The organism is Campylobacter concisus (assembly GCF_902460845.1).
In the GTDB taxonomy this organism is placed as follows: Bacteria; Campylobacterota; Campylobacteria; order Campylobacterales; family Campylobacteraceae; genus Campylobacter_A; species Campylobacter_A concisus_X.
The window spans coordinates 307242-314582 of sequence record NZ_CABPVS010000001.1; the positions used below are offsets into that span (position 1 = coordinate 307242).

The window sequence follows — 7341 nt, forward strand, 5'->3', positions numbered from 1 at the left end:
GCACGTTCAAGGTTGCTGTGCTTTGCACAGATTTATAGTAGTCCGCAGAGCGAATTTTCGTCTGCAAATTTAAATTTAAAAAGGATAAAAATGATAAAAAGTTATGTTTTAGGTTTTCCAAGAATCGGAGAAAAAAGAGAGTTGAAGCGCGCATTAGAGGGCTTTTGGGCTGCTAAAGAGGGCTTTAGCGAAGAGAATTTGCAAGAGACTGCAAAGACGCTTCGCCAAAGACACTGGAAATACCAACAAGACGCCGGCATTTCGGCTATTAGCGTTAATGATTTTTCATTTTACGACCTAATGCTTGATAACATCATCGCTTTTGGCGCTACACCTCCAAGATTTGCAAATTTAAGCGGATCGGAGCAATATTTTGCTTGCTCAAGAGGCAACAAAAACGGCGTTGCTATGGAGATGACAAAATGGTTTAACACAAACTACCACTACATCGTGCCAGAGCTTAGCAGAGAGAGTAAATTTAGCCTAAAAGCGGACAAAATTTTAAATGAATACAAAGAGGCGAAAGCTAACGGCGTAAAAGGTAAGGTAAATTTGATCGGCCCTATCACATTTTTAGCTCTTTCAAAGACGACTGACGGCAGCTGCCCATTTAAGCACCTTGACGCGCTTGTAGGCGAGTACAAAAAGCTACTTGAGCAAATTTCTAAGCTTGATGATGAAATTTTAGTGCAGTTTGACGAGCCGATCTTTGTAACAGACAAAAACGAAGAGCTACTTTTGCCACTTATCACAAAGGTTTATAACGAGCTAACAGGCGTTGTAAACAACGTTAAGATCGTATTTGCGACATATTTTGAGCATGCGATTAAGGCAGTTAGCGAAGTGGCTAAAACTAAAATTTACGGCATCGCGCTTGACTTCATCCACGGCAAGAGAAATCTCGAAGCACTTGAGACTATCAAAAACAGCCATTTGACACTATTTGCAGGCGTGATCGACGGCAGAAATATCTGGAAAAGCAACATCGATGAAAAAGTAAAACTCGTAGCTGAAATTTCAGAGAAAATAGGCGGTAAAGATCTATTTATCGGCACTTCGTGCTCACTTCTACATGTGCCTTATACATTAAAATATGAAGAGAATTTAAACCCAGAGATCAAAAGCTGGCTAAGCTTTGCGGTTGAAAAGCTTGATGAGATCAAGATCATCACAAAACTTGCAAACGGTGAGAAGCTTGATGAGAGCGAAACAAAAATTTATGAAGAGAACAAAAATGCTGTTAAAACCCGTGCTACTTCAAAGCTCATCCACTCAGATAGCGTTCAAAACCGCATCAAAAATTTAAGCAAATTTGAGCGTGAGGAGAAATTTGAAGATCGCATAAAGATCCAACGCGAAACCCTAAACTACGGCATCTTACCTACAACAACGATAGGTAGCTTCCCTCAAACGGTTGACCTTCGCGTACTTCGCCAAAATTTCAAAAAAGGCGAGATCGACGCGGCTGCTTATGAAGCTGGCATCAAAAAATATATCGATCACTGCGTGAAATTTCAAGAAGATATCGGCCTAGACGTGCTAGTACACGGCGAACCAGAGAGAAACGACATGGTTGAGTACTTTGGTGAGCAGATCAGCGGATATGCATTTAGCCAAAATGGCTGGGTACAAAGCTACGGCAGCCGCTGCGTCAAGCCACCACTTCTCTTTGGTGACGTAAGCCGCCCAGAGCCGATGACTGTTAAGTGGATGAAATACGCTCAAAGCATCACAAAACACGTAATGAAGGGCATGCTAACTGGACCTGTAACGATGCTAAACTGGAGCTTCGTGCGTGACGATCTTCCAAGAAGCGAGGTGGCAAAACAGCTTGCGCTTTGTATCTATGACGAGATCGCAGACCTTCAAGATGCGGGCATCAGAGTGATACAAGTCGATGAGGCAGCGTTTAAAGAGGGTTATCCACTAAGAGCTGAAAACATCCCAGCTTATGAGAAATTTGCGGTTGATTGCTTTAAGCTTTCAGTAAGCTCAGCTGAGGCAAAAACTCAGATCCACACACATATGTGCTACTCTGAATTTAACGATATCATCAAGACCATTGAAGCAATGGACGCTGATGTTATCAGTATCGAGACTGCAAGAAGTGGCAACGAGCTACTTAAAATTTTCAAAGCCGTTGGCTACAAACAAGAGGTTGGACCTGGTGTTTACGACATCCACAGCCCACGCGTGCCAAGTGTCGAGGAGATCGTCGCTCAGATCAAAGCTCTGCTTGAGGTGTTACCAAAAGAGCAACTCTGGATCAACCCTGACTGCGGCCTAAAAACTAGAAAATGGGAAGAGGTCGAGCCAAGCCTTAAAAACATGGTAGAAGCCGTCAAGATCGTAAGAGGTCTATAATACAAATTTTAGCGTCTAGCAAGCCTAGGCGCTAAACTCCGTTTAAATTTCAAAAAAAGTTAGAAAATGTTAAAAGATAAGATCATAAACAATGAAAGTGGCATAGTGCTTTATGGCCTAACGCCTCCAAAGGCTGAATTTGACGAGGCAAAGCTTAAAGAGATCGCTGCAAAATGGGACAAGAGGATCACGGACGTGCAGGCTGATGGCTTGGTGCTTTACGAGATCCAAGATGAAAGTAGCCGTATAAAAAGCGAGCGAACTTTTGAATTTAGCGATACATTAAGCCCTGAAATTTACTACTCGAAATATCTAAATTTAAAAACACCAAGCATATTTTATAGGGTCGCAAATAAATATAATGAGAGCGAATTTAGAACAAATTTAGCCAAAAGTAGCAGCGATATAAATGTCTTTGTCGGCGTTGCTTCTGGCAAAGTAGAGCCTAAAATGAGCCTAGAGCGTGCTTATGAGATCGCTAGAGATGAGTTTAAAGAGCTTGTAGTTGGCGGTGTTTGCATAGCTGAGAGGCACGCTAAAAAGGGCGATGAAGAGCAAAGGATGAGTCAAAAGGCCAAAATGGGGGCGAAATTTTTTATCTCACAGGCGGTTTTTGATATAAATTTGGCTAAAAATTTACTAGAAAGCGTGGCAAAAAGCGGGCTAAATTTGCCTATTATTTTGACATTTACGACTTGTGGCACGCCAAAAACGCTAGAGTTTATCAAGTGGCTTGGCATAAGCATTGATGAAAAGAGCGAGAAAAGGATGCTTGGGAGTGATGATCTTTTAGCTACAGCATCGCAGATTTGCCTTGAAAATTTTGCAGAGCTTTATGAATTTGCCAAAAAGCTTGGTATAAACGTCGGCGTCAATGTTGAAAGTGTAATGGCAAAAAGAGCTGAGATAGAAGCGAGCCTAGAGCTAACGCATAAGATAAGAGAGGTGTTTTGATAGTTTAAAAGCTATCAAAACTTATATTTTATATGGTTTTAGTAAGTTCTTAGTCTTTTTTAGCTTTAATTATATAAGATTTTTAAGCTCATTTTAAAGTAGATAAAATTTATGACAAATATATTATTATGTGGTGGTTCTGGTACGAGGTTGTGGCCTATTAGCAGGACTTTGATGCCAAAACAATTTATTAAATTATTTGACGATAGATCACTTTTTCAGCTAACTGCACTACGAAATAGTGAAATTTGTGACAATACATTTGTTATTACAAATATCGATCACTACTACTTGGCGATGGATCAGATAGAAAATTTAAATATCACAAATTTCAAATATCTTCTCGAGCCAGTCGGTAGAAATACTGCACCAGCGATCACATTAGCTTGCCTCGCACTTGATCCAAATGAGATTGTTTTAGTAACGCCATCGGATCATTTGATAAAAGAGATTAAAGCATACCACATAAGCGTAAAAGCCGCAAAGGAGCTGGCAGAGCAAAATTTTTTGGTTACTTTTGGCATAAAGCCAAGGTCGCCTGAGACCGGATTTGGATATATAGAGAGCTATAATGGTGATGTGAAGGCTTTTTATGAAAAGCCAGACTATGAAAGAGCGGTGAAATTTCTAAAAGATCAAAATTTCTACTGGAATTCAGGTATGTTTGTCTTTAAGGCAGGTGTTTTCTTGGATCAGATGAAAATTTTTGCTCCTGAGATACTTGAAGCATGCAAAGTAGCTTTTGATAACGCAAAAAAAGATGAAATTGATATCAAAATAGACACTACCGATATGCAAAATATTCCGCAAAATAGCATAGATTATGCTGTAATGGAAAAGTCTGATATCGCAAAAATGGTAGTACTAGATGCGCCTTGGAGTGATCTTGGAAGCTTTGATAGTTTGGATGAGCAGCTACCAAAAGATGTCAATGGAAACACAATAAATAGCGATCTTGTGCAGATAAATTCTCACAATAATCTAGTCCTATCTGGTGGTAAAAAAATAGCCTTGATAGATGTCGATGATCTAACTGTGGTTGATACAAAAGATGCTCTTTTAATATCTAAAAAATCTTCTAGCCAAAAAGTAAAAAATGTGGTGGAAATTTTAAAAGAGGAGAGTTCTGATCTTTGTAATGCTCATGTTACGACAAATAGGCCTTGGGGAAACTACACTGTTCTTGAAAATCAAGATGGTTATAAGATAAAAATAATAGAGGTAAAACCTGGCAAAAGACTATCTTTGCAAAAGCATTTTCATAGAAATGAGCACTGGATAGTACTATCAGGTAGTGCCACCGTTACGATAGGTGAGACAACTAGACTCGTTTGTCCTAATGAGTCTATCTATATAAAAATGGGCGAAGTTCATAGGCTGTCTAATGAAGGAAAAATTCCTGTGGTTTTGATAGAAGCTCAGGTCGGTGAATATACAGGTGAAGATGATATAATTCGCCTAGATGATGATTTTAAAAGGTGATTTATGGATAAAAAAGTAGCGTTAATAACTGGTATAACTGGTCAAGATGGATCGTATCTGACAGAATTTTTACTAAAAAAAGGTTATATAGTCCATGGTGTAAAAAGGCGAACGAGCCTTTTTAATACAGACAGAATAGACCATCTTTATCAAGATCCGCATGTTGATAATAGAAATTTTTTCTTACATTATGGTGATATGACGGACTCTATGAATTTAACAAGGATCATCCAAGAAGTACAGCCAGATGAAATTTACAACCTAGCTGCCATGAGCCACGTTCATGTAAGCTTTGAGACACCAGAATATGTCGCAAATGCTGATGGCACAGGCACTCTTAGACTACTTGAAGCTATAAGGATACTAGGGCTTGAGAAAAAAACTAAAATTTATCAGGCATCTACCTCTGAGCTTTACGGAAAAGTGCAAGAGACACCGCAAAGCGAAACGACTCCATTTTATCCAAGAAGTCCTTATGCGGTCGCAAAGATGTATGCGTACTGGATAACGGTTAATTATAGAGAGGCTTATGGTATTTTTGCTTGTAATGGCATATTGTTTAATCACGAATCACCAGTTAGAGGCGAGACATTTGTAACCAGAAAGATTACAAGGGCAGCTAGCAAGATAGCTCTTGGACTTCAAGACAAGCTTTATCTTGGAAATTTAGACGCCAAAAGAGACTGGGGCCATGCAAAAGACTATGTGAAGATGATGTGGATGATACTGCAAGCTCCAGAGCCAGAAGACTGGGTGATAGCAACTGGCCAAACAACAGCGGTTAGAGATTTTGTAAAATTTGCATTTGCCTATGCTGGTATCAATTTGAGATTTGAAGGGGCTGACGTAGATGAGATAGGAGTCGTGGACTCACTAAATTTTGAAAAAGCAAAAGAGTTAAATTTAAATTTGTCTCATTTAAGTGTTGGTCAAACTGTGGTTTGTGTGGATCCAAGATATTTTAGACCAACGGAGGTTGATTTGCTACTTGGGGATCCTAGTAAAGCAGAGAAAAAACTAGGCTGGAAGAGAGAATTTAACCTTCAAGATCTAGTAAATGATATGATGAAATCAGACTTAAAGCTCATGACAAAAGATATCTATCTAAAAGATGGCGGATATGAGATAATGAGCTATTTTGAGTAAAAAATGGATAAAAATAGCAAAATTTATGTAGCAGGACATAAAGGACTAGTAGGCTCTGCTATAGTGAGAAATTTAAAATTAAAGGGCTATAAAAATATAATCACAAGAACTCATAGCGAGCTTGATCTTATGGATCAAAAGGCAGTTTGTGAGTTTTTTGAAAAAGAAAAGCCCGAGTACGTGGTGCTAGCTGCTGCAAAGGTTGGTGGAATAGTGGCAAATAGTACCTATAGGGCTGATTTTATATATGAAAACTTACAAATTCAAAATAATGTGATCCATCAAAGCTATCTGCGTAAGGTAAAAAAACTATTATTTCTGGGAAGTACTTGCATATATCCTAAAGATGCTCCACAGCCAATGAGCGAAGATGTGCTTTTGACATCTCCACTTGAATACACAAATGAGCCATATGCGATCGCTAAAATAGCCGGCATGAAGATGTGTGAGAGCTATAATCTGCAGCACGGCACAAATTTTATATCTGTTATGCCTACAAATTTATATGGTCCAAACGACAACTTTGATCTAGAAACCTCGCATGTATTGCCAGCGCTTATAAGAAAGATACACCTAGCAAAACTTTTAAGTGAAGAAAAATTTGACGAAGTGATAAAAGATCTAAAAGCAAGAGATATAAATGAAGCTATGGCTTATCTTGATAAATTTAGCATTTTAAAAGATAGAGTAGAAATTTGGGGCACAGGAAAACCTAGACGAGAGTTTCTACACTCAGAAGATATGGCCGATGCTTGTGTATTTTTACTGGAAAATAGAGACTTTAAAGATACTTATGATAAAAATAGTAAAGAGATAAGAAATACGCATATAAATATAGGTACAGGTAAAGATGTCTCGATAAAAGAGCTAGCAAATTTGGTTAAAAGTATAATTGGCTTTAAAGGTGAGCTATATTTTAATGATAGCAGGCCTGATGGAACGATGCTAAAACTAACGGATCCTTCTAAGCTCCACTCTCTTGGTTGGAAGCATAAAGTAGAGCTTGAAGATGGAATAAAGACGCTTTATGAGTGGTATTTAAATGACTAATCTAAAAAAGCTATTAGCAATAACAACAAGACAAGAAAAGAAAAATTTTATTATTTTGATTTTTATGAGTATTTTTTTGTCGGTTATTGAAACCGTTGGAATATCTGCTATTATGCCGTTTATTACCTTAGCATCAGATCCATCAAAAATAGTTGGTAACGAATATTCAAAAAAAATTTATGACTTTTTTGACTTTTCTACTACTACTAGTTTTATGATTTTTTTTGGTCTTTTTTTAATAGGCTTTTATATTTTTAGAGCTTTTTACTCGATATTTTATAATTATTTGCTTAATAAATTTGCATTTGGAAGATTTCATTCTTTTGCATTTAGACTTTTTAAAAA

Annotated in this window: 5 protein-coding genes and 1 pseudogene; all 6 read left to right on the forward strand. The window is 37.9% G+C overall.

Going from position 1 to position 7341, the window contains the following annotated elements; translation table 11 throughout:
• Positions 1-90 precede the first annotated feature (90 nt).
• Positions 91-2364, forward strand: a complete 2274-nt coding sequence (gene metE / locus F3H00_RS01565) for a 5-methyltetrahydropteroyltriglutamate--homocysteine S-methyltransferase (RefSeq protein ID WP_148800710.1) — start codon at positions 91-93, stop codon at positions 2362-2364.
• Between the two features lie 66 nt (positions 2365-2430).
• Positions 2431-3318, forward strand: coding sequence for a DNA-binding protein (locus F3H00_RS01570; protein WP_148800708.1), 888 nt, complete (start codon positions 2431-2433; stop codon positions 3316-3318).
• Between the two features lie 111 nt (positions 3319-3429).
• The gene (locus tag F3H00_RS01575; protein WP_148800706.1) at positions 3430-4800 is read left to right on the forward strand and encodes a mannose-1-phosphate guanylyltransferase/mannose-6-phosphate isomerase; all 1371 of its coding nucleotides are present in this window, start codon (positions 3430-3432) and stop codon (positions 4798-4800) included.
• Positions 4801-4803: 3 nt separating this feature from the next.
• Positions 4804-5946 (forward strand): GDP-mannose 4,6-dehydratase, encoded by a 1143-nt coding sequence (gene gmd / locus F3H00_RS01580; RefSeq protein WP_149703661.1) that lies wholly within the window; start codon positions 4804-4806, stop codon positions 5944-5946.
• 3 nt (positions 5947-5949) lie between these two features.
• Positions 5950-6996, forward strand: a complete 1047-nt coding sequence (locus F3H00_RS01585; RefSeq protein WP_149703662.1) for a GDP-L-fucose synthase family protein — start codon at positions 5950-5952, stop codon at positions 6994-6996.
• Positions 6989-7341, forward strand: a pseudogene (locus tag F3H00_RS01590) (ABC transporter ATP-binding protein); the annotation flags it as partial. The gene F3H00_RS01585 and the pseudogene F3H00_RS01590, both read left to right, overlap by 8 nt.